Below are 23,469 nucleotides of genomic sequence, written 5' to 3' on the forward strand. Positions count from 1 at the left end.
CCGGTCCGGGTGGTTCCGGGGCCGGGGGCGGGGGCGGGGGCTCCGGGGGCGGTTCCGGGGGCACGGGATCCGGGCCGGGCGTGGGGCCCGGCTGGACGGGGTCCGGGAAGGGGTGCGTCATGGTGTCCTCCAGCCGGCGGGGCGACCTTGGCTCTGGACTACTCCCCCACCTACCCGGGTGCCGTGCGGCCAGTCACCCGGGGGAGGCACCGCACCCGGCCGGGTGGGCGCAGGTCCGGCCCCCTCCCGGACTGCTCCGGGTCCTCTCAGAACCGACCGGGATGAGCGACGAGCCACGCCTTCGCCGCCCGCAGCAGCTCGGGGTCCGCCTGAGGGGCCTCCTCGGGGTGACGGGCGGCCCACTCGACGACATACGGGCACAGCGGCGCGACCGGGACCTGCTCATGGGCCGACATGGCGTACAGCTCCCGGGCCAGCGAGCCCGCGATGCCCCGGCCCTCGTGGGCGGGCTCGACGATGGTGTGCACCGGGACCAGGGCACGCCGCGGGGACTCCAGGACGAAGTACTCGATGTGGCCGACGACCTCGCCCTGCCCACCCAGCGCCTCGAGCCTGCCGCCCGCCCGGTCGTCGCGGATCTCGATGTCGCTCACGGGCACGCTCCTGGTCCGTCGGTGCTGTCAGGCCGAGACGGCCTGCGGGCTGCGCTCCTGGTCCGAGCCGGGCACCGGCTCGGACGGGTCGGCGCCGAGGGCCACGATCCGGTTGTCGCCGTCCACGTGCACGACCCTCGGCTTCAGCGCCCGCGCCTCGGCGTCGGTGACCTGGGCGTAGCTGATGATGATCACGAGGTCGCCGGGGTGGACGAGGTGGGCGGCGGCACCGTTGATGCCGATGACACCCGAGCCGCGCTCGCCCTCGATGACGTACGTCTCCAGGCGGGCACCGTTGGTGATGTCCACGATGTGCACCAGCTCACCGGGCAGCAGATCGGCGGCGTCCAACAGGTCGGCGTCGATGGTCACCGATCCCACGTAGTGCAGGTCGGCCTGGGTGACCGTGGCGCGGTGGATCTTGGACTTGAACAGAGTACGCAGCACTTTGGACTCCTGGGAAGACGGCTCCCTGCCTGCTTTTTGCAGGTCAAGGGCGGTCTTCACTGTACACCGGCACGCGTCGGAGTCGATGATTGTGTGGAACATCGCTTCTCGTTGGGGATAGGACTCCCTGCCTGGGTTTCGGCGCCGGCCAGGCTGTTGTGACGCCATCGACCAAGCGCCTGCCGGACAGCCGTATCAGGCTGTTCGGGAACTGATGCCGACTTACCTGACGTTGCGTCAGGCACGCGCTTCGTCGAGCCCGGAGCCACTCTCCGCATCGACCTGGAAGTCGTTCAACGCGCCCGGCAGCCCGGGGCTTCATCCGGTCCCGGAACAACAGGCGGTCGAATAGACCTACGACTGATGCCCCACCGGCACCTGTGGAGCATACGATCCGGGCAGCCCTGCGGTTCGAACCAAGTCGGGCTCCCCACCGTGACCGATCGATCGCGACCACTACCACCTGGTGGGCAGTTGCGTTCCGGCCGCCTGCCCAGACTGCTACTCCAAGCCGCAAGGCGACGAAAAGCCCGCCACCAGCAGCCCGGGCCCGCCGGGATCCGCCGGGAGTGGCAGTGATGCCCGGTCCGGCCTGACTCCGCCCCCACCGTGCAGCCACCGCACTCGCTCGGAGGTTGCCCGAGGCCCGCACGCCGGACGTCACCGTCAGCGGACATCGATCACGATCTTGCCGTCTGTGTCGCCGCTCTCCACTGCCGCGTGGGCGGCGGCGACGTCGGTGAGGGTGAAGTGCCGGGGGTCGACGACGGGCTCGAGCGCTCCCGCGTCGGCGAGCGCTGCTGCCGCCCCCATGATCTCGCCGTGGTGTTCCCGTCCGCGCCCGGTCAGCAGGGGCAGCAGAGTGAAGACACCGGAGTAGGTCGCGCCGCGGAAAGAGAGCGGCGCGAGGCTGTGCGTCCCCCAGCCCAGAGCACTCACGACGTGGCCCGTGTAGGTGCGGACCGCCGTGAAAGAGGCATCGAGCACGGCGCCGCCGACGGTGTCGAAGACGACATCGAAGCCCTCGCCGCCGGTGTGCTCGGCGACGTACTGGTCCGCGGGGGTGGTGGTGTAGTCGATCGGGGTGGCCCCCAGACGCCGGACGGACTCCAGCCGGGCGGGCGACGCTGTGGCGAAGACCTCGGCGCCTCGGGCCCGGGCGATCTGCAGGGCCACATGGCCGATCCCGCCCGCTCCGCCGTGGATGAGGACCTTCTGCCCCGCGCGGACCTGCGCACGGTCGACCAGTCCCTCCCAGGCCGTGATGACGACCAGGGGCAGGGCCGCGGCCTCGCGGTGGGTGAGCGAGCGCGGCTTGTGGGCGAGCAGGCGGGCGTCGACGGCCGCGTACTCGGCGAGCGAGCCCTGTACGTCGCCGACGCCGCCGGTCATGCCGAAGACCTCGTCGCCCGTGGCGAAGCCGCGGACGTCCGCGCCGACCTCTTCGACGACGCCGGCCAGATCCAGGCCGAGGACGGCCGGCAGTGTGCGCTTGGCGTGGGCCGCCTTCCCGGCCCGGATCTTGGTGTCCAGCGGGTTGACACCGCTGGACACCACCCTGACCAGAACCTGGTCGGGAGCGACGGCCGGCTTGTCGATCTCACGGGGGACCAGCGGGGTGCCGAACTCCTCGAGGACCACTGCGCGCATGACGGTCTCCTTGCTGTCTTGCCTGGTGGACAAAGGCTCTGTCTTGCCTGGTGAACACGGGGCCGGAAGCCGCGGCGCCGGGCCTGCGCATGTGCTCGAACGCGGTCAGGTGCGGTCGGCGACGAGCCGGCGTGCCGCGGACTTCGCCTCCTCCACGACGGCACGGTCCTGGAGCAGCCGCCCCGATGCCAGTGCGCCGTCGATCAGGAGACCGATCTGCCGTGCGAGTGCGTCGGGTTCAGCGGCGCCGGCCCTCTCGCCCAGCTCGGTCAGCCACGACTGACGGCGCCGCGTGTGACGCACGGTGACGGCCCTGGCCTCCGAGTCCAGGTCGGCCTCGACCGCCGCACTGACGAACGGGCATCCGAAGAAGCCGTGCCGGTCGAAGGCGTCCGTCAGCGCGTCGAACAGCCCGACGAGCTGCTCGCGGGGGCCGCCCCCGGTGCGTGCGGCAGCGTCCTGCAGCTGCGCCATCCAGGAGTCGTCGGTCCGCCGCAGGTATGTCGCGACGAGTTCCTCCTTGGTGCGGAAGTGCGCGTAGAGCGTCGACTTGGCGACACCGGACGCTGCGATGACCTGATCGATGCCGACTCCGCGCAGCCCGTTCGCATAGAACAATTCGGCTGCCGCCTTGAGGATCCTCTCCTCCGATTTCGTCTTCCTGATCCGCGTCACCATGACCGCACCTCCTTAATCGAACAGACTAGTCCGTCTGATTAAGAAGGGCAATCGTGAGCGCGGTGGAACGGCGTCGCGTCCTCCTCCGAGGCGCCGGGCCGCCCCCGCCTCCGCTCGGTCCACCAGGTGCGCTGCGGCACCGCGCTCCTCTCCGGAGCCGACGGGTGGAAGGGAACGCCCGGACCGGACCGATGGCCGCGCGGAGCGCCGGCCACACCTGCCGGCGTCGATCCGGCGGGTGTACGGGCACGCCGCGACCGGCTGAGCTGCACAGCGACGGGCTCCGGCGCGGGGGAACCGCAGGCGTCAGGGAGCGGTCACGGATCTGCGCTGCTATGGCCGGAGAACCGCATGATCGCCATCGCACTCGGCGAGGTCACGGCCCTGCCGCCGGCCCCGTCCCGGAGCCGGCGGCGTACGGTGGCGCGGATTCCCGCTCGCTGCCGCAGCCTTCCGAGGTCCTTCACGCCCCCGTCCTCGCGAGCAGGGTCCCGACCTCGAGTTCGATGTCCCGCGCGAACGCATCGACATCGGAGACGGCTCCCGGATCGGCACACAGCCCGGTGAAGAGCGTGCCGGTGAGCGAGACGGCGGCGACCCTCAAGGCGTGCCGCGGCGCGATCTCCGCGATCGAGCAGAGGCTGTCCACCCGGCGGCCCAGCACGTGCACCGGCACGGACGGGCCCGGCACGTTGGACACGTTCAGCGAGTACTCGTGGGGACTGTGCACCAGGTGCTGAACCATCCGGCGCACCGGCGACGGCGTCCGGGCGGCGGCTCGCCCGAGCGCGTAGACCGCCCGTGCATCGTGCCGGTTCTTGCGCAGGCCGGTCGCGGCGGACACCGCGTGCAGGCGGGTGAGCGGATCGGGCTCCGCGACGGGCAGGCTCACCAGCAGGAAGGAGTCCCGGTTCCCGGCCGCTTCGGCAGTGACCGGACCACGGTGCATGCTCACCGGGACCTCGGCCTTGATCGCCGCGCCGGGGGCGCACGTGAGCAGCCAGGTCCGCAGCGCACCGGCAACGGCGGCGAGCAGCACGTCGTTGACGGTGGCGTGCGGCGCGACAGCCCGGCCGATGCGGTGGAGATCGGCGAGTTCGCAGCGGGCGAACGCGACGACACGTCGGCCACCCACGGGTGCAGCCAACGGAGACAGCCGGCCCAGCGGCCCGAACTCGCGCAGCAGCAGCCCTCGGTACCCCACCGCCCGGGCGAGGCGGGCACCTGCCCGTACCTGCGCGGGCAGGCCCGGCGCGGACCGCCGGCCCGGTTCCGCGCCCCCGGGCAGGGGTGCTTCGGGTGCGCCTCGGACGGCGGACTGCGGCGCCTCGGGCGGGTCCGATGTCCAGATCAGGCGGCTTCCCGCGTGCATCGTCGTGACGCCATCCGCCAGGCAGTGGTGCACCTTCCAGATCAGCGCCCATCGTCCGTCGGCCAGGCGGGGCACGACGTCGAGGGTCCACAGGGGTTCGGACCGGTCCAGGGCTTCGGTCATGACGGCGGCCACGATCCGGCGCAGACCGGCCTCATCCACCGGGCTGCCGCCGCCCACCTCGCGCACATGCCGGTCGATGCGGAACCGCGCTTCGCCCTGCCAGGCCAGACCGGCCGGAGACCCGGGGGAGGACACCAGGTGCTGCCGCCAGCGCGGCAGGCTCTCCAGGCCGGATCCGACCCTGTCCCGCAGAGCGGGGAGGAGCGAGCGGCCCGGTGCGTCCCGGATCAGGAGGACTTTGAGGGTGTGACCTCGGATCGGCCCGGATTCCAGCGCCAGGACCTGTGCGTCCTCCAGCGTCATCGGTTCCGGGGTGGCAGTGAGCGCGCCGCCCATCGGGGCTCTCCTTCGTGGATACCCCGGCTCCGGGGCCGGGCGGGAACGAAGCTCCTGCGGAGCATCGTGAGGGCGCCGGTCGGCCGCAGGGGCATGTCGGCAACCACCACACGAACGCCCAGCAAGTCGCAGACGGACGGGGCGGCCCGTGAGTGGTGATCGCTCACGTGAGACTGCTCCTGTCCCGACCGGTATGCGGCCCGCCGGGCTGTCGCGCACGTTCGGGTGCGTGCGGAAGGTCCACAACCAGCCTCCTCCTTCACGCGCCGGGGGCCAACTCGATCACGGCCCCTTCGCCTTCGCCGGCGCGGGGCGGCCGCCTCCGCTCCCCCGGAACCCTGGACCGGCTCATGAGGCCCTCGGACGCGGCAGGGTGTGCGGGGCGAGGTCCCGGTCAGGTTTCGCGCAGTGCCTGCAGGGCGCGTACACGTTGCCGTTGCACCATCGTGCCGGTGTGGTTCACGGCCCCCTCCTGGCGCGCAGCACCTTCCGCTGACGCACGGTCCGGTCGCCCCCGACGCCGACGTCCTGTTGGACCTGAAGTCAACACCGTTGCATTAGGGATCTTGAGTCGTTCGCAACCCCTGCCTGAGCAGCAGGAACGGGGCTCCTGGCAGATCAGCTTGTGTCGAGCAAGGTGATCATCGAGTCCGGGAGCCCCGTTGCAGGAGAAGTCTGTCATTACGCGCACAGTCGAGGCGGCCGGGGGTGTGTACGCGCCCGGCCACCTGGGCGAGTTGACCCAGATCGTGGACTTCGCGCCGGTGGACGCGGTGCTGGAGGAGACCGGGACACTCGAGCCGCGGCTGCGGCTGCTGCCGTCCCGGGTCATGGTCTGTTTCGTCCTCGCGCTGGCTCTGTTCGAGAACTGTTCCTATCGGGGTGTGTGGGGCAAGGCGACGGCGGGGCTGGAAGGGCTGCCGCTGGTGCGTCCGGCGGTCTCCTCACGGTCCCGGGCCCGACGGCGCATAGGAGCGGCACCGCTGCGGCGGCCGTTCGAGATCCTCGCCGGACCCGTCGCCCACCTCGGGCAGATGGGTTCGTTCTCTCGAGGGCTTCGGACCGTGGCCGTGGACGGCACCTTGCTGCACGTGCCCGACGAGGAGGCGCTCACCTGGCGCTACGCCAAGCGGGTGGGCGAGCGTGTGGAGTTCGGTTACCCGCTGCTGCGACTCGTGGTCCTGGTCGAGTGTGGCACCCGTGCCGTCCTGGCCGCCGACTTCGGCCCGGAGAGTGACGGCGAACTCACCTACGCAGGCCGCCTGTTGAGTGTCCTGGACCGCACGATGCCCCTGCTGGCCGATACCGGCTTCGACGGAGCCGGGTTCGCCCGGGATGTTCACGCCACCGGCGCGCAGTTCCTGGTGCGCTCCTCCGCCCGCCGGATACCCACCCCCTTCCGGCACCTGGGCGACGGCTCCCACCTGGCCCGGATCGGTCCGGCGGGGGTCGGCTTCCACACCTTCAGTCGGTCCTACGTTGTTGATGGGTCGATCAAGGCCGGTCCTATGGTCTTGGAGATCCAGAGACGCCGGGTATGACTTTCAGTCTGTTGCACAGCAGCGGCTTGACAACCTCATGAGGAGGTGGGTGAGGCCCGCCACCGGCATCGTCACGAACATCGCCACGGTCAGCAGTCGATGGCGCTTTGTCGTCTGGAACCGCGGGCCGTTCCGACCACCAGGCTCTTCGGCGTGATACGACTACACGCTATGGGGGATTTGCGTACACATGTAACGTCATGGCCGGGTCAAGGTTCCCCGGCGTCCGTCCTGAGGGGAGTCGGATCCTGTTTGCCGCCACGCCGAGTGGAGAATCAGGAACTGGCGGAGCGCCTGGGCCGGTCGCCGGAATGGATCTTCCAACGTTCCGGCATCCGGTACCGGCACGTCGTGGAGCCGGGTACCACCAGCGGGGATCTGGCGGTCGCTGCCGGCCGCGAGGCACTGGCCCGGTCGGCGCTCAGCGATGTCGGAGCCGTGGTCGTCGCCACGACATCACCCGACAGACCGTGCCCCGGCACCGCCCCGAGCGTCGCCTCACGCCTGGGAATGACCGGGGTGACCGCGCTCGACGTCCAGGCCGTGTGCGCCGGCTTCGTCTACGCGCTAGGGGTTGCGCAGGGCCTGATCGCCGCGGGCACGGTCGACAGCGCCCTGGTCATCGGTACCGACACGCTGTCGCTGAGCGTCGCACCGGACGACCCCACCAGCATGCTCTTCGGTGACGGGGCCGGTGCCGTCGTCCTGCGTTCGGGCGACCGCGGGGACCCCGGCGCCCTTGGGCCCTGCGTGCTGGGCAGTGACGGCGGTGGCCGTGACCTGATCACCGTACGCGGTGGTGGATCCGAGGAACGCTCTGGAGCCGGTGCCGGTGGTGCTCCGGCGGACCCGTATCTGCGGCTGGAGGGGCGGGAAGTGTTCTGGCGAGCCGTGGAGTACATGGCTTCCGCCTCCCGTGAGGCGTTGGACGCCGCGCGGTGGAAGCCGCAGGAAGTGGACCGGATCGTCGCGCACCAGGCGAACGCACGGATCCTGGCCATGCTCGCGCAGCGGCTGGGCACCACGGCCGACCGTACGCTGTCCAATATCGACCGGGTCGGCAACACCTCGGCCGCTTCCATTCCGATTTTGCTTGATCACGCCGCTCGCACAGGGAGCCTCGAGCCCGGACACCGCATCCTGCTCACGGCCTTCGGTGGCGGTTTGACCTGGGGTGCCATGACCTTCGTGTGGCCACACTTCGCATCTTCGTCCTGACCCGTCCCGGAGAAACCGCATGTACGACACTTTGGTGAGCATCCTGATCGACAGGTTCCGGGTCGAGCCCGAGGCGGTGTCGCCCGCGGCCACCCCAGCTGCCCTGGGACTGGACTCCTTGTTCGTGGTGGAACTCTCCTTCGTACTGGAAGAGGAGTCAGGACTGAAGATCAGCTTCGATGAACTCTCGGAGGCGCGCACGCTTGCCGACGTCGCGCGGTTGATGCAGGAAAGGCAGAGCGCGTCGATCTGAGGTCCGTGAGGGAGCGGACCGAGCCGAGTGGGCCTTCGTCGAGGCCGCCGGGTACGGGCCTGGGGCGTCCGCCATGCGGCGGGCGCCCCGTTCCGTTGGTACGGGACGGTGTCGGGAAGCCCTCAGCGGCTGACGGGACCCGGTGGGCGCCGGAACAGCAGGGCGTGCACCGCGAAGCGCGATCCGTCGAATTCGGCCCGCCCCGCCGCTCGCAGTTCCTTGAGACGGGTCTGCAGGGTCTCCATGTGCTCGGCGTACGCCAGCAGCGGGATGTCCATCTCGAAGATCTCGATCGTCTCGGTCTCATAGCCACGCGAGGTGAGTTCCGCGACGGTCCGCGGGATGTCGGCGAGAGAGGAGTGCGCCATGAGCAGGGAGCCGCCCGGCGCCAGGAACCTGTCCACGCGGTCGATGACGGCGTCGTACACGGCTCGGCCGCCTCCCCGGGCGACGAGGGCCGTTTCCAGTCCGTCCCCTCTGGCATAAGTCGGATCGTAGGGAAGGTGCGGCGGATTCGTGATCACCAGGTCGAACCGCTCATCCGGCGTGTACTCCTCCAGCGGTGCAGTCACACACGTCAGCCGTGTGCCGTCGAGCCCGTTGGCCGTCACGTTGGCAACGGTCTGGGCCACGGAAGCGGGGTTGACGTCCAAAGCGGTCACCCGCTCGGCGCCGGCCGCGAGCAGGGCGACGCTGTAGATGCCGGATCCGGCTCCGAGGTCCAGGGCGTTGACACCCTCCAGTACGGGGGCGTCGTCGCCGTTGAGCGCACTGAGCAGGCTCAGTCCGCAGTCGGTGGGGAACAGGATCTCCGCGGGGTCCTCCACCATGAGCCGCAGACGCACGCCACGGAACTCGAAGATTCCGCACGAGGGCCGGGTCTCCCACAACGAGCCGTTTTCGCCGGCGGGCAGGACACGGCGCCGTTTCGGCGTGCGGTCAGGAGCACTGGTCATCGGAACGAAACCTTTCAAACGGGAGGGAGACAGCCGACAGGGTCCGAGAAGCGGAAACCACGAGGGGTCCGCCACGTCCGGCGCGCGTCCGGCCCGGCCGGTCATTCGGCGAGGGCGGACAGCACGATGCGCACGGAGTCGTCGGCGATGCGCTGTGCGCGCGACGCCGGAACCAGGCCCTCGACATAGCCGAAGTTCCATGAGAGCCGGCCGTGGCAGGTGGTCGCCGCCGCCACGATGGCGCCCATCACCGAGACACCGGTGAGGAACTGGGCGCCGTCGACCCGCCAGGGACCCGTCTGCTCGGGAAAGTCGTAGCGGCCGACGTTGGACAGGCACAGGTTGACCGGCCCTTCCTCGTCCATGAACCGCATGAACGACTCGCTGTCGGCCAGCGACCTGGGGCCTGCAACGCGCGGCAGGCTGATCGTGGCCAGGTGCTCCTTCCTCTTCCGGCGCCGTACCAGGTCCTGGCTGATGGCCCGGGCCATGGGCCACAACGGTCGGCCCGGCTCGTATCGGACGCGGGAGGGAACCGTGGCCACGTAGGTGCCGACTTCGTCGGGGAAGACGGGTGGTTCGAGGTCGGCGCGGAAATCGACCGGCGAACCGATCGAGAAGCGTGCGGCGGCCGGGGTGCCCTCGTCCCGGGCGATCGCCGACACGATCGCGGCGGCCAGGGCCCCGTGGACCGTGGTGCCCTGCCGCTTGGCAGTCCGCACCAGGAGATCCAACTGGCCGGCGGTGAGGGACCGGTATGTCATCCGGGTACGCCGCTGTTCGAACGGGACGGGTTCGCTGGGGACGACCCGCTGCGCGGGGCGGCTTCGGGACGTCTGTTCTTCCCGTCGCATCATGGCTCTGAAAGCGGCGACACCCGCCGCACCCCGGTGACGGCGCGGGAGCAGGTCGTCCGTCGCGGGAAGGACCCGCCGTGGAGCGGCCTGCGGCGATGCGCCGCGATCGAGCTGTGCCGCGATCTCGATCCACTCACGGACCAGGGACAGACACGTCTTGCCGTCGGCGATGACGTGCGAGACCGTCAGCAGCAGGTCGTGGACGTCGCCTCCGTCCGCGTCCCCCGTCCCGCCCGATGTGATCACCACCGCGCGCAGCAGTGGCCCGGTGCGCCAGTCCAGGCCCTCCGCGAGCTCGCGACCGTCGATCTCGTGCTGCCACCGGGCGTCGGCCGTGGGATCGTCCGGTCGCGCACGGACGTGCCGAAGCGGAATCTGCCGCCCGTCCAGGGGGACGAAGGCGGGATGTGCACCGGTGCCGTCATCGATGATCGCGACGTGCAGCAGGGGGTGCCGTAGCTGGAGGATGTCCAGGGCGCGGCGGTGCAGCGACGGGGACAGGCGCCCGTGGACCCGGGCGCGGGCGATGACGTTGAGCGGCGAGGTCCGGTCGGCGATCCAGTAAAGGCGTTCCAAGGGGCTCAGGTCCCGTCGGACGCTGCCGGGTACGGCGGCCGGCCCGTCCGGGTAGGCGAGGGCTTGGACGGTCTGCCGGACGAGGACGCGGCGGGGCACCAGCCGGAAATAGGTGTCGCGGATCAGTCGCCGGTGCGGGCGGGCACCCTGGGTCAGTCTGTTCATGCTGCGGGATCCGGCCACCATCGCCCGTGTGCGGTCGCGGCGCCGTTCCTCGTATGCACGCAGGGCCTGTACGGGATCGTCGGCCGTCGGCTCGGTCAGCGTCCGGGCCAGCACGACGGCGTCCTCCATTGCCATGCCGGCCCCTTGGGCGAGCGTGGTCAGCATGGGATGGGCGGCGTCACCGAGAAGGGTGATGGGACCGTCGCCCCACCGTTCCAGGAAGGCCCGGTCGCGTGAGGGAGCGGTGAGGATGTCCGCCTCGGGGGTGGCGTCGATCACCGCTCGCACCTCGTCGGCCCACCCCTCGTACGCCTGGCGGACGGCTTCCTTGACGTGGCTTGGGACAGGCGACCCGGAGGTGGTACTCATGGCGGCCCACCAGTAGCACCGGCCGTGGCCGATGTCGATGAGGCCGAAACGCTGTCCGCGGCCCCAGTAGTGGCGTACGGCGCCCCTGGTGAGGCACGGGTGCCGGAAGGGGACGACACCGAGTCGGAACAGGTGGCCACAGTCCTGTGGCTGCTCGGGGCCGACGAGGTGGCGCCGTACGGCCGAGTTGAACCCGTCGGCACCGATGAGGACGTCCCCCTTCGCCGAGCGGCCGTCCCTGAAGCGGACGGTGACCCCCGGGCCCTGTGTCTCCAAGCCGACTGCGGTAGCCCCCAGGTGGACCGGGCAGTCGCCGGCCTCCGCCGACAGGGCCTCCTGGAGATCAGTGCGGCTGAGGCAGAAGCTCGGCGCGCCCACCTGCTCACAGGCGTCCTGGAACGGCAGGTCCCTGATGAGCCGTCCGCACTGGTCCATGATCCTGAACGACTCCACGGCCTGACCGCGCTTGTCCAGGCCCAGGTCGATACCGAGGCCGGCGAGGGCGGTGACGGCGTTGCTCATGACCGACAGGCCCGAGCCGGCCTGACGCAGCTCGGTGGCGCGTTCGTACACCTCGACATCGACGCCGACGCGCCTGAGCGCAACCGCGCACGTCAAGCCGCCGATACCGGCGCCGATGACGAGGGCTTTCACAGGGTGTCCCGATGACATCGCGTCAGCCCACCCGCGCGCTGAGGGCGGAATCGTCGGTCAGTTCGGCGACTGTGCTCGCCAGCTGGGCCACGTGCGGCTGTTCCATCATCGTCAGGTGGTCTCCAGGGACATGGACCGTGTGGATCCGCCCGCTGGTCATGGCACTCCATCCGTTGCAGGGGTCCTGGTGACGGGTCCGGGCGGCGCCGTGCATGGCGGACAGGACGGCGGGCAGTGGTTCCGCGGCGCGGATCAGTGTGAGGTCCTGGTCCTCGCGCGCAGGGCGGTAGGCCAGTGTCGCGCGCCAGTTCGCCCGGTAGACATCGAACAGACGTCGGATGACGGCCCCGGAGCTGCCGGACGGCAGGACGCCCCGCTCGCTCGCGACGCGGGCCATGTGGGTGAACCTCTCCTCCGGCGACGCGAGTCCGCCCGGGACGGTCCGGGCGGGTGCCGTGCCGCCGTCGCGCGGCCGGAGCAGTTCGTGGAAGAACCAGTCGAGCATGGACTCGTCGTCGTGAGGGGAGCGCGGTCCCTGGTCCAGGGCGGTGGTGTCCACCACCAGCAGCGTCACCTGTTCGCCCTCCGCCCGCAGCCGGCGGGCGATCTCGAAGGCGACGAACCCGCCGAAGGACCATCCGCCGATGGTGTACGGGCCGTGCGGCCGCACCGTCCGCAGCGCGGCGATGTAGCTGTCCGCGAGGTCCTCCACGCTGCTCAGCGGCGTGGTGCCGGGGTCGGCTCCGGCGGCCTGGAGTGCGTACAGCGGCAGGTCGGCCGGGAGGTGCCGGGCGAACGCGACGTAGCACAGCACCGTGCCGCCCATCGGGTGGACCATGAACAGCGGCGGGCGGGAGCCCTGCGGACGGATCGGCACCAGGGGGTCGAACGCGGCCTGCGCCCCGCCGTCGCGCAGCCGTGCCGCGATGCCGGCGGGGGTGGGCGTCGCGACGAACTCGGCCAAGGGGATGTTCACCTGGTAGCGCTGTTCGATCCGGACCACCAGCCGCATGGCGGTCAGGGAGGTGCCACCGAGGTCGAACAAGCTGTCGTGCACCCCCACGGTGTCCAGCCCCAGCATGTCCGCCACCATCTCGGCGAGTGTCCGCTCGTACGCGTCACGCGGTCCGCGCTCCGGAGCACGGCCGGGGGCGGTCAGCGGGGCGCGGCGCAGTGCGGCGTCGTCGCGCTTGCCGCTGGGAGTCAGGGGCCACGTGGAGACCCATTGCCAGCGCGAGGGAACCATGTGGGCGGGCAGGGTGGCACGCAGTCGTTCACGGATGCCGGCCAGGTCCTCGTCCGTGCCTTCGCCGAGAAGGAACGCGGCGAGGAAGGTCTCGCCGTCCGCCCGCTCGCGGGCCACGACCGCGGCATCGCGCACGCCGGGACAGCTCTGTGCCAGGCCGGTGACGGCCAGTTCCACCTCGGCCGGCTCCACCCGGAAGCCCCGTACCTTGACCTGTGCGTCGTCACGTCCGAGGAAGACGACGTCGCCGTCCGGAAGCACCATGCCGACGTCGCCGGTGTAGTAGAGCCGGTGGTCCCCGTCCCCGAAGGGATGCGCGAGGAAACGCTCCTTGGTCAGGTCCGGCCGGCCTTCGTATCCGTCGGCCAGGAAGTTGCCGCCCAGGTAGATGTCGCCCCGCGCACCGGCCGGCACCGGGCGCATCCGCTTGTCCAGGACGTGTACCTCGGCCCCGTCGACGGCGCGGCCGATCGGCGGCAGCGCGGGGAAGGCCGCGGGGTCTCCGGTCATGGGGAAGGCGGTGACCACGTGGGTCTCGGTGGGGCCGTACTGGTTCTCCAGGACGACGTGCGGGAGCTTGGCGCAGAACGCGCGGATCTCCGGGGTGACACGCAGCTGCTCGCCACAGGTGATCACCACCCGCAGGGCCGGCGGTGTGATGTCCAGCGTGCCGGCCGCTTCAGCGAGTTGCTGAAGGGCCACCGGGGGAAGGAAGACCTGCTCGACGCGTTCACGGTCGAGCAGGTGCAGCAGTGCGGGCATGTCACGCCGCTGTGCGTCGCCGGCCAGGCACAGGGTGCCGCCGAAGGACAGCGTGGAGAAGATCTCCTGGAAAGAGATGTCGAAGCTCAGCGGGGCGAATTGCAGGGTGACGCCACCCGGCACCGCGCTGGGCGCCACTGCCTGCCAGGCCACCAGGGCGGCCAGGGTGCGGTGCGGCATGGCGACGCCCTTGGGGCTCCCGGTGGAGCCCGAGGTGAACAGGACGTAAGCGGTGCTCGCCCCGTCCGTTCCGCCCCCTGCCGGACACCTCGGTGCGGGCGCGGCCACCGTCTCGGCGGGCAGCAGCAGCGCCGGGTCACCGGCGAGATGGGCGTAGGACGCCTCGGCCACGACGCGGAAGGGCCGGGCCTGCTCCACCATCGTGGCCAGCCGGGCAGCGGGGTAGCCGAGGTCCATCGGGACGACCGCGCATCCGGCGCGCATGACACCCAGGAGCACCGCCATGGTCAGTGGGGACCGGTTCATGGCGATCCCGATGCGGGCGCCGGCCGGGGCCCCCAGCGCGTGCAGCCGCCCGACCACGTTCTCCGCGGCCTCGGCCAGCCGGGCGTAGCTCCACCGTTCCTCGCCCATCACCACGGCGGTCGCGTCCGGGGTGCGCGCCGCCTGTTCGAAGAAGCGGGAGACGACCGTCGGGTGCTGCGCGCGTGGCGCGAGGACGGGGCAGGGGGCCAGGAACGCGAAGTCCGGCGCTTCGTCCGGTTGTTCGACCAGGCGGCGCAGGATGCTCAGGTAGCCGGCCATGTAGAGGTCGCCCTGCTCGGCCGGGAATGTCGTTCCGTCGCAGTCGACCCGCAGCCACATTCCGGTGCCGTCCGGTTCCGTGACCACGTTCACCAGGAGGCGGAAGTCGTTCTCCTCCCAGGTGCGGAACTCGACGAGGCGCAGGCCGGGCAGATCGAGTACGCGGGAGAGCTGGTGGAAGTGCACGTAGTTGAAGGCGGTGTCCAGGACGGGACCGCCGTGGTCCTCGTGGATGGCGCTCAGCGGGTAGCAGCGGTGCGGGTGGCCGTCCTGCTCCTGGTGAAAGGCTTCGCGTGCCACGTCCAGCCACGTGTCCCGCGCGGTGTCGAGCCGCACGGGCACGGTGTTCAGGAAGAGCCCGGCGATGCGGTCCGCCCCGGCTGCTTCGGGCCTGCCATGGGTGATCAGACCCGTGGTGACGTCATGGGCGCCGGCGAGCGCGGCCAGTGTCAGGCCGTGCGCCGCGAAGAGTACGGACTTGACCGGCAGGGTGTGTTCGGCCGCGAAGTGCCGTACCTGTTCGACGAGGGCGGCGGGCAGGTCGACCCTCCGGGAGGCCGGGCGGTGGCTGGCGGCGGGCAGGTGGGGCGCGAACGACTGGATCGGCGTGGGCTCGCAGCCGGCCAGCTTTTCGTGCCAGTAACGACGGGCCTCACGCGAACGCAGGGCGGCCTGCTCCAGTCGTACGTGGGCCGCCGGGGACGCGAGCGCCGCGTCCTCGACGGGATCGGTGTCCAGCCCGAGGCCGTGTGCGTAGTCCTGGAGCAGTTCCTTGAGCAGGGTGGCAACACTGCCGCCGTCGAGGAGTGCGTGATGGAAGCTGAGGACCAGGTCGACGGCGCTGGGCCGCACATGGACGCGGAACAGGTACAGCGGCGGCCGGTCGAAGACGTACGGATGGTGGCGGCGTTCCTCGATGTGCGCGCACACCTCGGCCTCGGCCACCGTGTCGTCCAGCGGACGCAGGTCGGCGATGTCCAGGCCGCCGTGCACGTAGGGCCGGACGACCTGCAGCGGTTCGGCACCGTTCAGGTCGAAGGCCGACCGCAGCGCCGGATGCCGTCCCGTCAGCCGGTCGAAGGCGCGGCGGAACTCCTTCTCCTTCCACGGCATTTCCAGGGTGTACCGGAAGACGTCCCGGTAGGTGGCCGAGGATTCGTGCCTGCGGCTGTGGTAGAGCAGGCCGAGCTGGAGCCGGTTGAGGGGGTAGGCGTCCTCGGCGTCCCGCAGCCGGGCCCGGTCCACATCGGCCACGAGGGCGAAAGGGGCCGGGGCGGCCTCGGCGTCGGGCGTGTCGCACTCCTCGGCACATGAGCCGAGACCGGCTACCGTCGGGTTGCGCAGGAGATCGGTGAGCGAGAAGCGCAGGCCCCTGGCCTCCGCCTCGGCGCGCACCCTGAGCATGGTGATCGAGTCACCGCCGAGGGCGAAGTAGTCGTCGTGCACCCCCACGGCGTCATGGCCGAGGACACGGGCCCAGACCTCGGCGAGGACCGCCTCGGTACGGTTGCGCGGCTGCCCGCCCCCGGTCGCCCTCAGGGTGTCGCCCGGCGGGGGAAGGGCACGGCGGTCGGTCTTGCCGTTCGGGGACAGCGGAACCTCGTCGATCCGAGTGAAAGACGCCGGAACCATGAACGCCGGCAGGGTCCGCCCGAGCGCCTCGCGCAGCACTGCCGTGTCGATCGGAGTCTCGGCGACGTAGTAGCCGGCCAGGGCGGTTCCCCGATCGGTGGTGTCACGTCCCACCACGACGGCGTCCCGCACCCCGGGGACCGCGCGCAGCGCGGCCGCCACCTCCCCGGGCTCGACACGTTGGCCGCGGATCTTGACCTGGTCGTCGATCCGGCCCAGGTACTCCAGGGTGCCGTCCGCGAGCCACCGGGTCAGGTCCCCGCTGCGGTAGAGGCGACCGCCCGGCACGAACGGGTCGTCGCCGAACTTCTCGGCGGTCAGCTCCGGACTGCCGAGGTACCCCCGGGCGACACCGGCCCCGCCGATGCACAGCTCACCGGCGACGCCGACGGGCTGCGGCAGGTCGTCGGCGCCCAGCACGTACAGGCTGGTGTTGTCGATCGGTCGCCCGATGGGAACCCGTGCGACAGCGCCCGCGGGGTCGGGCGGGCAGTCGTAGGACGATACGTCGACCGTCGCCTCGGTCGGACCGTACAGGTTCACGAGCCGGGTCGGCTGTTCACCGCCGCTCTCACGGCGGGACCGGTCCGCGAGGCGGATGAACCGCTCGGCCTGCGGCCCGGACAGGGCCTCGCCGCTGCAGAAGACGTACCGCAGGGAGGCGATGCCCCGGCGTGCCTGAGCCGACTCCTCCAGCAGGTCGAGGAACGGGCCGAGCATCGAGGGGACGAAGTGCACGGCGGTGACCCGGTGCTCGCCGATCGCCTGGAGCACCTCCTTCGGGTCCCGCTGGCCGCCTGGCGGCAGCAGGGCCACGGTCGCGCCCTCGACGGCCCACCAGAACAGCTCCCACACCGAGACGTCGAAGGAGACCGGCGTCTTCTGCAGGAGCACATCCCCTTCTCCGAGCGGGTGGCGGCGCTGCATCCACGCGAGGCGGTTGACCACGCTGTGGTGCTCGACCATGACGCCCTTGGGCTGCCCGGTGGAACCGGAGGTGTAGATGACGTAGGCGAGATCACGGGAGGTGGCGACCGGCTCGACCGGCGCTGCGCTGCCGGTCAGCAGTCCGTCGATGTGCCGGACCGTTGCGTCCGGCGGGAGGCCGGCGGGGGCGTCGTCGACGATCACCAGCCTGGCGCGGCTGTCGCGCAGCAGGAAGTCCACCCGCCCGGCCGGGTGGCCGCGGTCCACGGGTACGTAGGCGCCGCCGGACTTCAGGATGCCGAACAGCGCGACCAGCAACCGCGGTCCCCGCTCCATCATCACCGCGACGCGGTCGTTCGGGCCGATGCCCTCCGCCCGCAGGGCCCGGGCGGCGCGGTTGGCCTGCTCGTCGAGCTCGGCGTAGGTCAGGATCTCGCCGGACGCCGTGAGGACGGCGGTCCGCTCCGGGTGGCGGGCGGCCCGGGCCTCGAACAGCTCGTGCAGCGTCGCCCGGTCCGCGTAGGGCACCCGGGATCCATGTGCACGTCCGGCGGTGAGGTCCTGGTACTCGGCCGGCGTCAGCATGGGGACGTCGCGAAGCGGCCGGTCCAACAGGTCCAGACCGTGCTCCAGAAGCGTCGTGAGGTGACCGGCCACGGCGTCGATGGGGAAGTCCCCGTCGAAGACGTCGCGGGCGTAGTCCAGGTCGACGCGGATGCCGGTGGTGTCGTCGAAGGAGGAGACCAGGACGCCCAGTGCCTCCTGGTCGTGTGAGCGTGCCATCAGGGCGCTGCGCCGGACGACTCCCGGAATGTCCGGCCGGGACCAGTTCATGTAGGACAGCGTCACGTCGAAGAGCTGCCGCGGGGTCCCGGCCGCCGGGGAGGTCTCGCGCAGGATGTCGCCGAGGGCGAGCCGCTCATGGCGTCGGAGCCGGCGGGTCGCGCCGTGGATCTCGGCGAGGAGTTCCCGGACGGTCAGCCCGCCCGGCGCCGCGACCCGCAACGGAAGGGTGTTGGCGAACTGGCCGAGGACGTCCCTGTGCCGCTTCGTCGGACGGTTCAGGAAGGGGACGCCGAGGATCACCTCCTCGCTCCGGTGCAGACGCGTCAGGCAGGTGCCGAGCACGGCCGCGACGTAGGTGAAGGGCCAGTGGCCCGCATCGCGGACCCGGTCGACCAGGGAGCCGTCGATCGTGAACGAGTGGCGGCCTCGCTCGCGCGGGCCGCCGCCCGTCGTACGGGTGAACAGCGCGGGTGTCACGTCCGCGAGGTAGTCCCGGTAGAAGGCGCGGTCCTGGTCGCTGTCGGCTCCCGTGCGGTAGGCCGCGTCCTCCTCGACGAATGCCAGGTAGGAGGGAGCCTCGCCGGTGATGCTCCGCTGATCGCTCTCCGACGCCCGGGCGTATTCACGGAGGATCCGGTGGCTCAGCTGGTCGAGGGTCCAGCCGTCAGCGACGATGTGGTGTGCCTTGACATACAGGTGCGTGACGTCCGCGCTTTCCAGGAGCACCGTGGCCTCGACCAGGGAGCCGCTGTCGAGCGGCAGGGCACCTGCCATCGATGCACGCATCCACTCGGCGCAGGCGGTGCCCGGTTCAGGCGCGTGGGAGAAGTCGACCGAGGTGACCGGAACCGTCTCCTGCGCCACCCATTGGAAGGGAACGCCGGCACTGTCGGCGAACCGCAGCCGGAACGTCTCGTGGCGGTGCAGAACGAGTCCCGCGCAGGCGGCGAGCCTTCGATGGTCGACACGGCCGTGCAGGCGCTCGTGGAGCACGCAGTTGAACTGCGGTGACTGTGGCGCACGGGATCCGATGGACCAGACGTCTCGCTGGTACGACGTCAGCTGGTGCGTTGATCCGGGGTGGGTGCTCAACTGTGCTTGTTTCCTTCGAGCCGTACCGGGATCTCCCGGTGGCCGTTGAAGATGAGTGAGGGCAGCGGAGCCAGACGGTCTGTGCCGACGGCGAGTTCGAGGGACGGGAACCGGGAGAAGAGCGCGGACAGCGCGATACGGCCTTCCAGACGGGCGAGTTCGGCTCCCAGGCAGTAGGTGGGGCCGTGGCTGAAGGCCAGGTGTTCGCGGACGGTGGGACGGGTGACGTCGAAGACCTCGGCCCGCGAGCCGTGTACCGCGGGATCGCGTCCGACTGCGGCATAGTTGACGACGAGGGCCTCGCCCCGCTCGAAGGTCAGCCCTGTCGGTTCGTCGTACACGTCCTCGGTGGGGAAGCGCATCATGAAGTTGGCCACCGGGGCCTGGTGGCGCAGCGTCTCCTCCACGACTCGGTCCCAGCCGACCCGGCCCGATACGGCCAGGTCCAGTTGATCCGGATGAGTGAGCAGGTTGACCACGGCATGGTCGATCAGGTTCGCCGTGGTCCCGTAGCCGGCGCCCAGCACCATCCAGATGTTGTCGGCCAGCTCCCGCTCGTCGAGCAGGCCCTCGCGATGTGCGTCGACCAGTGCGGTGGCGATGTCGTCGCCGGGCTGATCGGACTTGAGCACGATCAGGTCCGCTAGGAGCCGCGCGGCCTCCGCCTCGGTGTCGCTTGCCTGCTCCGGGCTCAGGTCGGTGGTGAAGACCATGTCGTTGACGCCCTGGAAAGCGTCGTGCATGGCCTCCGGTAGCCCGACCAGCGTGGTGACCGTCCGCCACGGCAGCTGTGTGGCGAACCACGTCCGCAGGTCCACGACTCCGTCGGGGGCGAGAGCGGCCTCCCGCGCGAGGTCGTCCAGCAGCGTGGCGGCGGTCTCCTCGATCCGCGGGGCGAGCGCCCGTACGCGGCGGGTGCTGAACGCGGGCACCAAGGGATGGCGCAGCCGGCTGTGGTCGGGCCCGTGAGCTGTCTGTACGGTGCGGATGTCTACCCAGATCCGCAGTGGCCAGTCGGCGGGAAGGTCACCGTTGACGAAGGCGGGCCAGTGCTGGTGGGCGTCCTTGGAGATCCAGGGGTGGACCAGTAATCGCCGGACGAGGCCCGGGTCGGTCACCGACCACGCCGGTACACCCCCGGGCAGTTCGACCCGGGCGGCGGGCCCCAGCGCACGCAGTGCCCCGGCTTCGCCGTGGACGTCCGCGGCGCTGCCGTCCAGGCGGTGGGGGCAGCGGTTCCGGAAGGGCGGGGAGGGCATGGCTGACGACCTCGGCGTCGGTAGTGGGTGCTCAGTGACGAACGGCGGTAAGGAGTCCGTAGCGCAGTTGGGGGACCTTGCAGAAGAACCACTCGCCCAGGTCGGCCGCCGTCGCCCATTCACGTGACGTCTCGTCACTGGAGTTGTCAGCGGCGTCCCGCCAGCCGCTGATCATGCCGTCGTAGCAGCGCCGGACGTTGTCGGTGATGTCGGTGTGGTCCACCACCTCCAGCCCAGCCTCCCGCAGCAACTCCCCGTACATGTCGGTGGTCAGCGAGAACTTGAAGTACGCGTACGCGTCGGCCATTCGGGCCGCGTCCGGGGCTTCGAGCTCGCCTGCGAGGCTGTGTTCGGCGATGACCAGTCGTCCGCCCGGACGCAGGACCCGCGCGATGTGCCCGACGGCCGCCTGCTTGTCCTTCATGTGCATCAGGGATTCGATGGCGTACGCGCCGTCGAAGGTCTCGTCGTCGAAGGGGTTTTCCATGGCATCGGCCAGCTGGAACGTGGCCCGTCCGGGAAGGGACGACGGCAAGGGACGGCTGTTGGCCAGGTCCACTTGGTAGTCGCTGACGCTGATGCCGGTGATCCGTACGGCGTGGTGGGCGACGATGCGCGCCGCGGTGCTGCCGTGGCCGCAGCCCACGTCGAGCAGGTGCTGTCCCTCGGCCGGGACGAGGCGTTCGGTGACGAGGTCCGTCAGCCGGTCGGTCGCCGCCTGCACGGAACTGTCGTCCTTGTCGTCGTCCCAGTAACCGACGTGGATGTTGCCGCCGAGGGCCTGGTCGTACACATCTGTATGGCGGTTGTAGAAGGTCCCCACGTCGCCGGACGTATGACGGGGTTGCGTCAGCATGAAGGTGATCCTTGGTGGTTCGTCGGGCCACACGCTGTGGCTTCGGAAAGGGGGGCCGGCCTGCACGGCCGGCCCTGTGGACGCAACGGTGAGTACGTCGATGGGACCAGCACGGGGAGGCGGGCGGGACGTGTCGAACGAGCGGCGGACCAGGGCAACGCCAGGCCGGGCCGTAGAAGTCCTCGGGCTCCGCGGCTGAACGCCGCGGGATGCGCCTGCCGCCCGGTCGGGAGCCGAGATCGCATGCCCAGGTGCCACCGGGGCACGGCTCACGGCTTCCGCCCCGCGAGGCCGGGCACACGCCCTCCCTGGAGGAGGGCGCAGCGCCGGCCTGGCGGAGCAGAGGCGGAAAGTGCCGTCACGGCATCAGATGGGCCGACCAGGTCCGCTCAGACGTGACCGAAGAAGAGGCTGCCCGGCGCGTCCGGGTCGTTCGACAGGAAGTGTTCACGGACCGCGCGGATGAACTCGTGGCGGGAGATCGCACCGTCCCCGTCGGTGTCCAGCTTGGTGAACATCTCCATCGCGTCGGGTGCTTCGCTCTTCCAGACATCGCGCAGGAAACGCGCGAACTCGTCCTTGCTGATCTCGTTGTCGCCGTCGATGTCGATGACGTCGAAGATGGCGTGGCCGCCGCCCTCGGTGATGTTGAGCCGGCTGGTGTCGATGACCGCGAGGCGGTTGGCCGTGACGAACTGGTCCTTCGTGAGCCTGTCCCCGTCCACACCCGCGTGGCGCAGCAGCTCCAGCCAGTAGATCTGGCAGAAGGTCTGCAGTGCCCTGGCCCGGCGGTCGTCCTTGGAGAGGCCGTACGCCTGGATGTAGCGGTCGGCGAGCTTCTGGTAGTCCGACCAGTCCAAATAGCCGTCGCGGTTGGCATCCATGGTGTCGAAGGTACGTTCGAGCTTGGTGGTGATGACGTCCTGCGCAGCAGCAGTCACACGTCCTCCTCAGGGACGAAGGGGGATGATCACCACAAAGATTCCCCTGGGGCACCTCCGCACAGGAACACTTACCTCCGCTTCTCACCCAATCGATCCAAACGCGCCACCCGCAAGAGTGCATTCGGTGCAAGCCGCCCTGCGTACCGAGGACCCAGCTTGCCGACAACACGAACGCGCTCCAGGCTTGCCGGACACCGCCGATCATGGACTCTGCGGACAAGGACGGCACATGCCTGCCTGCCGAGTCGCCCAAGAACACGCTCTACTGTGGGACGGCCACCACCGATCCCGAGCGGGCGAAGCGACGCCGACACCGCCTCGACGGCGAGCACACGGAGCGGCACGCCGACAGATCGCCGGGGCACGGTCCTGCCCGCCTTCCTATCCTCAACTGGAGTGCATCTGTGTCGACATCGCCGGTCCCGACGTCACCTGCAGGTCGGGCTGTACTGATCACCGGTGCCTCCTCCGGTCTCGGAGAAGCCTGCGCGCTCCACATGTCCAGAGTCGGTTTCCACGCTCTGGCCGGAGTCCGCCGGCCCGAGGACGGAGAACGACTGCGAGCGGCAGCCACCGGCCGCCTCACCCCAGTGATCATCGACGTGACGGACGAGAAATCCGTCCTGGCAGCCGTGCACGAGGTCACCGAGCTGATCGGCGATGCCGGGCTGTGGGGATTGGTCAACAACGCGGGCATCGCGGTCACGGCCCCGCTGGAATGCGTTCCGGCGGAGCAGATGCGCCGGCAGCTCGACATCAACGTGATCGGTCACGTACAGGTGATTCAGGGGTTCCTGCCGCTGTTGCGAGCCGGCGCAGGGCGGATCGTCAACGTGTCTTCGGGCCTCGGAAACGTCGCCCTTCCCTACCTCGGCGCCTACGCCGCCTCCCAGTTCGCCAAGGAGGCGCTCAGCGATGCGCTCCGCCGCGAGCTCGCCCCACAGCGCATCCCCGTCGTGGTAATCCAGCCGGGCGCCGTCCTGACCCCGCTCTGGTCCAAGATGTCCGATACAGGCCACCAGGTTCTGATGGGTGCCCCGGAGCCGGTTCAGGAGCTCTACCGTCGCCCGTTCCTCGGGTTCATGGAGGCCAACGAGACCTCGGCCCGGAGCAGCCGCACAACCCCCGACGACGTCGCCCGGGTGATCTTCCGCGCGCTGGTCGCCAAGCGACCCAGAACCCGGTACACGATCGGCCGGGACGCGACCGGCAGCCGCGTGCTGTCCCGGCTGCTGCCCGACCGGGCTCTGGACCGGATTTTCGGCGGGACATCGGTATGGACGAACCTCAGGAACTGAAGCGCAGGACGGCGCCGTCCGTTGCCGAGGCCCGACGCGCCGGCCCGTTGTCGAACTCGCGGCCAGTGCACCGGTAGCGGTTCCATCGGCGGT

15 protein-coding genes are annotated in these 23,469 nt (G+C 70.5%); 4 read left to right on the forward strand and 11 right to left on the reverse strand.

Annotated elements, in window-relative coordinates; translation table 11 throughout:
• Positions 1-266 precede the first annotated feature (266 nt).
• The 5 genes from JS756_RS02030 to JS756_RS02050 form a co-directional block, all read right to left on the reverse strand.
• The gene (locus tag JS756_RS02030; RefSeq protein ID WP_205381125.1) at positions 267-614 is read right to left on the reverse strand and encodes a GNAT family N-acetyltransferase; all 348 of its coding nucleotides are present in this window, start codon (positions 612-614) and stop codon (positions 267-269) included.
• Positions 615-641: 27 nt separating this feature from the next.
• Complete coding sequence (gene panD / locus JS756_RS02035; protein ID WP_205381126.1) at positions 642-1,061, reverse strand: aspartate 1-decarboxylase; 420 nt, start codon at positions 1,059-1,061, stop codon at positions 642-644.
• 666 nt (positions 1,062-1,727) lie between these two features.
• On the reverse strand, positions 1,728-2,711 hold the full coding sequence (locus tag JS756_RS02040) for a zinc-dependent alcohol dehydrogenase family protein (RefSeq protein ID WP_205381127.1): 984 nt from the start codon (positions 2,709-2,711) through the stop codon (positions 1,728-1,730).
• A gap of 105 nt (positions 2,712-2,816) precedes the next feature.
• Positions 2,817-3,389, reverse strand: a complete 573-nt coding sequence (locus JS756_RS02045) for a TetR/AcrR family transcriptional regulator (protein ID WP_205381128.1) — start codon at positions 3,387-3,389, stop codon at positions 2,817-2,819.
• Positions 3,390-3,852: 463 nt separating this feature from the next.
• A complete protein-coding gene (locus JS756_RS02050; RefSeq protein WP_205381129.1) occupies positions 3,853-5,220 on the reverse strand; it encodes a wax ester/triacylglycerol synthase domain-containing protein in 1,368 nt (455 codons plus the stop codon).
• 662 nt (positions 5,221-5,882) lie between these two features.
• Here JS756_RS02050 and JS756_RS02055 point away from each other — a divergent pair.
• From JS756_RS02055 to JS756_RS02065, 3 genes are all read left to right on the forward strand, one after another.
• Positions 5,883-6,761, forward strand: coding sequence for a transposase domain-containing protein (locus JS756_RS02055; RefSeq protein ID WP_205381130.1), 879 nt, complete (start codon positions 5,883-5,885; stop codon positions 6,759-6,761).
• A gap of 171 nt (positions 6,762-6,932) precedes the next feature.
• Entirely contained in the window at positions 6,933-7,979 is a 1,047-nt protein-coding gene (locus tag JS756_RS02060; RefSeq protein ID WP_205381294.1) for a beta-ketoacyl-ACP synthase III, read from the forward strand.
• Positions 7,980-8,013: 34 nt separating this feature from the next.
• Positions 8,014-8,232, forward strand: coding sequence for an acyl carrier protein (locus JS756_RS02065; protein ID WP_307790226.1), 219 nt, complete (start codon positions 8,014-8,016; stop codon positions 8,230-8,232).
• A 122-nt stretch (positions 8,233-8,354) separates the two neighbouring features.
• Here JS756_RS02065 and JS756_RS02070 read toward each other — a convergent pair whose 3' ends face one another.
• The 6 genes from JS756_RS02070 to JS756_RS02095 form a co-directional block, all read right to left on the reverse strand.
• The gene (locus JS756_RS02070; RefSeq protein WP_205381132.1) at positions 8,355-9,188 is read right to left on the reverse strand and encodes a methyltransferase; all 834 of its coding nucleotides are present in this window, start codon (positions 9,186-9,188) and stop codon (positions 8,355-8,357) included.
• 101 nt (positions 9,189-9,289) lie between these two features.
• Positions 9,290-11,809 (reverse strand): FAD-dependent monooxygenase, encoded by a 2,520-nt coding sequence (locus tag JS756_RS02075; RefSeq protein WP_307790228.1) that lies wholly within the window; start codon positions 11,807-11,809, stop codon positions 9,290-9,292.
• A 22-nt stretch (positions 11,810-11,831) separates the two neighbouring features.
• The gene (locus JS756_RS02080; protein ID WP_205381134.1) at positions 11,832-19,019 is read right to left on the reverse strand and encodes a non-ribosomal peptide synthetase; all 7,188 of its coding nucleotides are present in this window, start codon (positions 19,017-19,019) and stop codon (positions 11,832-11,834) included.
• Positions 19,016-20,278, reverse strand: a complete 1,263-nt coding sequence (locus JS756_RS02085; RefSeq protein ID WP_205381135.1) for a cytochrome P450 family protein — start codon at positions 20,276-20,278, stop codon at positions 19,016-19,018. The genes JS756_RS02080 and JS756_RS02085 overlap by 4 nt, the downstream gene beginning before the upstream one ends.
• Before the next feature lie 31 nt (positions 20,279-20,309).
• On the reverse strand, positions 20,310-21,134 hold the full coding sequence (locus JS756_RS02090; RefSeq protein WP_205381136.1) for a methyltransferase domain-containing protein: 825 nt from the start codon (positions 21,132-21,134) through the stop codon (positions 20,310-20,312).
• 389 nt (positions 21,135-21,523) lie between these two features.
• A complete protein-coding gene (locus JS756_RS02095) occupies positions 21,524-22,075 on the reverse strand; it encodes an EF-hand domain-containing protein (protein ID WP_205381137.1) in 552 nt (183 codons plus the stop codon).
• Between the two features lie 407 nt (positions 22,076-22,482).
• On the opposite strand from JS756_RS02095, the gene JS756_RS02100 reads away from it, so the two are divergent.
• Positions 22,483-23,376 carry an SDR family oxidoreductase gene (locus JS756_RS02100; protein ID WP_205381138.1) on the forward strand — a complete coding sequence of 298 codons (894 nt, stop codon included), beginning with the start codon at positions 22,483-22,485 and terminating at the stop codon, positions 23,374-23,376.
• Positions 23,377-23,469: the final 93 nt, after the last annotated feature.

Origin of the sequence: Streptomyces actuosus, assembly GCF_016921115.1 — a bacterium.
Classification (GTDB): Bacteria; Actinomycetota; Actinomycetes; order Streptomycetales; family Streptomycetaceae; genus Streptomyces; species Streptomyces actuosus_A.